Source organism: Streptomyces sp. CG 926, from assembly GCF_003148825.1.
Lineage (GTDB): Bacteria > Actinomycetota > Actinomycetes > Streptomycetales > Streptomycetaceae > Streptomyces.
The window spans coordinates 1-4945 of sequence record NZ_QGGZ01000034.1 but is presented as its reverse complement, the minus strand read 5'-3'; the positions used below and the strand labels follow the sequence as shown (position 1 = coordinate 4945).

1 protein-coding gene is annotated in these 4945 nt (G+C 72.1%); it reads right to left on the bottom strand.

The features are described from left to right. A partial coding sequence (locus tag BCL76_RS38310) for a non-ribosomal peptide synthetase (RefSeq protein WP_146228531.1) occupies nucleotides 1-4945 on the bottom strand: 4945 nt, incomplete at both ends.

Sequence of the window (4945 nt, the reverse complement as noted above, 5' to 3'; positions counted from 1 at the left end):
TCCGCATACGAGACCTCCGCACCGCCCGAGACGACAGCCACCGCACCCGGAGTCCGTACCACCTGAGCCTCGAACAGCTCCGGCAGCGAACCGGCTGACAACTCGACCGCCGTGCCGTTCCACTCGGTGAGGAGCTGTTCGCGCTCGGTCTCGTCCAGGACGTCCAGGGCGCTCAGGCGGAGCTGCGGGTCTGCGGCGAGCTGCTCGATGGCACGCGCCCAGCGCGCCACGAGCCGCTCGGTGGTCCCCGCGTCGAAGAGGTCGGCGGAGGCGACCACGGAGCCGCGCAAGCCTGCCGGGGCTCCGTTCTCGTCGACGGTCTCGACCACCGAGGCGTCCAGGTCGAACTTCGCCACCGAGGTGCCGGCACCGGTAGCGATGCCGCCGGTCCGCACACCGTCGAGGTCGAGGACGGCTTCGGCGTTGTTCTGCACCTGGAGCATCACCTGGAACAGTGGGTGCCGAGCCATCGACCGGCTCGGGGCCAGTTCCTCGACGAGCCGCTCGAACGGGACGTCCTGGTGGGCGAAGGCGGACAGGCTCGTCTCGCGGACGCGGCCGAGGACCTCACGGAAGGTCGGGTCCCCGGACAGGTCGGTGCGGATGACGAGGGTGTTGACGAAGAAGCCGACGAGGTCGTCGAGGGCCTCGTCCGTACGGCCCGCGTTCGCCGAGCCGATCGGGATGTCCGTACCCGCGCCCACCTTCGACAGGAGCATCGCGAGGGAGGCCTGCAACACCATGAACGTGGTCACGCCCTCGGCCCTCGCCACCTCCACGAGGCGGGCGTGCGCGTCGGCGGGCACGGTCAGGGGGATGTTGTGGCCACGGTGCGAGGGCTCCGCCGGCCGCACGCGGTCGACCGGGAGCTGAAGCTCCTCGGGGGCGTCCGCCAGCGTCCGCCGCCAGTAGGTGACCTGCCGGGAGATCAGGCTGTCCTCGTCGTTCTCGTCGCCGAGCAGCTCGCGCTGCCACAGCGCGTAGTCCGCGTACTGCACCGGCAGGGGCTCCCACACGGGGGCGCGGCCCTCGCGGCGCGCCGCGTAGGCGGCCGACAGGTCGCGCGCCAGCGGGCGCTTGGACCAGCCGTCGCTCGCGATGTGATGCATCGCGACGACGAGCACGCGGTCGTTCTCTCCGGTGGTGAACAGCGAGGCGCGGAAGGGGATCTCGACCGCGAGGTCGAAGGCGTGTCCGGCCGCCGCGGCGACCGCGCCGGCGAGCTCCTCCGGAGCGACCTCCACCAGGGGCAGGGTCCACTCCAGCCCTTCGACGGCGATGATCCGCTGGTACGGCTCGCCCTCCGCTACCTCGAAGACGGTACGCAGCACCTCGTGGCGCTCGATCACGTCCCGCAGGGCGGCCTCCAGGGCCTCGTGGTCGACGTCGCCGTCGAGGCGCAGGGCCACCGGGACGTTGTAGGCCGCGTTCGGGCCCTCCAGCTGGCCGATGAACCACAGGCGGCGCTGGGCGAAGGACAGCGGTACGCGCTCCGGGCGCTCCCCCGCCTTCAGGGCCGGCCGGGCCTGCTCGGCACCGGTCAGGCCGGCGGCGAGTCCGGCCACCGTCGGGGCCTCGAAGAGTTCTCGGATTCCGACCTCGACGCCGAGGACGGAACGGATGCGGCTGACGAGGCGGACGGCGAGGAGGGAGTGGCCGCCGAGCTCGAAGAAGTCGTCATCGACGCCGACTTCGGGAAGTCCGAGGACCTCGGCGAAGGCCAGGCAGAGGATCTCCTCCTGAAGGGTTGCCGCCCGTCGACCGCCCGAGGCGAGCGACGAGGAGTAGTCGGGTGCGGGCAGGGCCTTGCGGTCGAGCTTGCCGTTGCCGGTCAGCGGCAGGGCGTCCAGGACGACGACGGCCGACGGGACCATGTGCTCCGGCAGCCGCTGCGCCGCGAAGTCCTTGAGGGATCCGGCGAGTTCCTCGTTCGTGTCCTCGATGTCGGTCGGGACGACGTAGGCGACGAGCCTGCGGTCCCCGGGCACGTCCTCGCGGGCGACGACCGCTGCCTGGTCGACCAGGGGGTGGCCGGTCAGGACACCCTGGACCTCGCCGGGTTCGATGCGGTAGCCGCGGATCTTGACCTGGTCGTCGGCCCGGCCGAGGAAGGCGATCCGGCCGTCCGCCGTCCACTTCGCGCGGTCGCCCGTGCGGTACATCCGCCGGCCGGTCTCGTACGGGTTGGCGACGAACCGCTCGGCGGTCAGAGCCTCCCGGCCCACGTACCCACGCGCCAGGCCGGCACCGGAGACGTACAGCTCACCGGCGACACCGGGGGCGACCGGGCGGAGGTTCGCGTCGAGGACGTAGAAGCGGGTGTTGGCGATGGGTGTGCCGACCGGGACGGTTCCGTCGGTGATCGCCTCGGCGGTGAGCCGTGTGGTCGCGATGCCGATGGTGGTTTCGGTGGGGCCGTAGTGGTTGTGGATCGCGCGCTCGCCCGCTGCGGTGAGCAGCTCGCGCAGCCAGACCGTCGAAGCGGCCTCGCCGCCGAGGACCACGGACTGCGCGGGCAGTACGGCCTCGATGCCGGAGGCCGTCAGAGCGGCCAGGTGCGAGGGAACGGCCTTGAAGTGGTCGATGTCGTGGTCGGCGAGGTAGGCGGCGACCAGCTCCGGGTCGGTGACCGCACTCTCCTCCAGGATGTGCAGTTCGCCGCCGGTGGTGAGGCTCGCGAAGACGACGGTGTTACCGAGGTCCGTGGCCTGCGCCTGGAGCAGCGCGTAGCGTGCGCCCTCATCGCCGAAGCCGAGGCGGTCGGGAACGGAGGCCGTGTAGTTCGCCAGGCCGCCGTGCGTGACCGCCACACCCTTGGGACGGCCCGTCGAACCCGAGGTGTAGATCACGTACGCCAGCGACTGCGGATCGACCGAACGTCCGGGGCTCTGAGCCGGCGCGGCGGCGAGCTGCATCTCCACGAACGTGTCGTCGATCGCCACCAGACGCGAACGGCCCGCGGGTAGTTCGTCGAGGATCTCCTCCGTCGTCAGCGCCAGCGCCGCACGGCTGTCGCGGAGCATGTACGCGATCCGGTCCGTCGGCTGCGCCGGATCGATCGGCAGATAGGCGGCTCCCGCCTTCCAGACACCCAGGATCGCGGCGATCATGTCGGCGCCCCGCGGCAGGCACAGGCCCACGACCGCGTCGGCGTCGATGCCCTGGCCGATGAGGTAGTGCGCGATGCGGTTGGCCCGGGCCTCCAGCTCGGCGTACGAGACCGACGTACCGCCGGAGACGACCGCCTTCGCGTCGGGCATGCGGTCCACCGACCGCTCGAACCGCTCGTGGACCAGGGCCGGTCGGCCCTCGATCGCCGTGTCGTTCCAGCCGGTCAGGACCCGGCGCCGCTCCTCCTCCGGCAGGACGTCGACCCTGCTCAGGCGGTGGCCCGGGTGCTGGGCGAGGGTGTCGAGGAGGGTCGTCCAGGCGTCGGCGATGCGGCCCGCCCAGGCGGCGTCGAACAGGTCGGCGGCGACGGTGACCGAGCCGCCCAGACCCGCCGGGGCGCCGTGGGCGTCGAAGACCTCGGCGACCATGACGTCCAGGTCGAACTTCACGGCCGTTCGGCCCGACGTCGCTTCGTCGTCCGCGGCTGCCGCGCCCGCCTGTACGCCGGGCAGGTCGAGGACCGCGTCGATGGTGTTCTGGAGGGTGAGGACGGTCTGGAAGAGGGGGTGGCGGGCCATGGAACGGGCCGGGGCCAGCTCCTCCACCAGCCGCTCGAACGGCACGTCCTGGTGGGCCATCGCCGCCAGGCTCGTCTCGCGTACCCGGTTCAGGACCTCACGGAAGGTCGGGTCGCCGGACAGGTCCGCGCGGACGACCAGGGTGTTGATGAAGAAGCCGACGAGGTCGTCGAGGGCTTCGTCCGTGCGGCCGGCGTTCGCCGAGCCGATCGGGATGTCGGTGCCCGCGCCGAGCTTGGAGAGCAGGGTGGCCAGGGCGGCCTGGAGGACCATGAACGTGGTCACGCCCTCGGTCCGCGCCACCGCGGCGAGCCGCTGGTGCACCTCGGCGGGCACGTTCAGCGGGACACTGTGGCCCAGGTGGGACGCGACGGCGGGGCGCGGCCGGTCGAAGGGCAGGTCCAGCTCCATGGGGGCGTCCGCGAGCGCCTCGCGCCAGTAGGAGACCTGCTGGGAGATGAGGCTGTCCTCGTCGTTCTCGTCACCGAGCAGTTCGCGCTGCCAGAGCGCGTAGTCGGCGTACTGGACCGGCAGCGGCTCCCACTGGGGGGCGTGGCCCTCGCGGCGCGCCGCGTAGGCGACCGAGACGTCACGGGCGAGGGGGCCCATGGACCAGCCGTCTCCGGCGATGTGGTGGACGACGACGACGAGGACCTGCTCGTCCGGGCCGGCGTCGAACAGCCAGGTGCGGATGGGGGCCTCGACCGAGAGGTCGAAGGCGTACTTCTCCGCCTCCCTGATCGCCGCGGGCAGGTCCGCCGGTGTCACCTCGGCGGCCGACAGCTCCCAGGCCAGGTCCTCCAGGTCCAGGATCCGCTGGTAGGGCCGGCCGTCGGCGACCTCGAAGACCGTACGCAGGACTTCGTGGCGGCCGATCACGTCGCGCAGGGCCGCGCCGAGCGCTTCGCGGTCGACTCCGCCCGAGAGCCGCAGGGAGACGGGCACGTTGTAGGTGGCGCTGGGGCCTTCCAGCTGGCTGATGAACCACAGGCGCTGCTGGGCGGAGGAGAGCGGGATGCGCTCGGGGCGTGTGCCCGGGCGCAGGGCGGGCCGTGCGCTCCTGGCACCGGTGAGCCGGCTCGTGAGGGCGGCGACGGTCGGCGCTTCGAAGAGGGTGCGCAGCGGGACCTCGATGTCGAGGACCGTACGGATGCGGCTGATGAGGCGGACGGCGAGGAGGGAGTGGCCGCCGAGGGCGAAGAAGTCGTCGTCCACACCGACCTCGGGCAGATTGAGGACCTGCGCGAAGACACCGC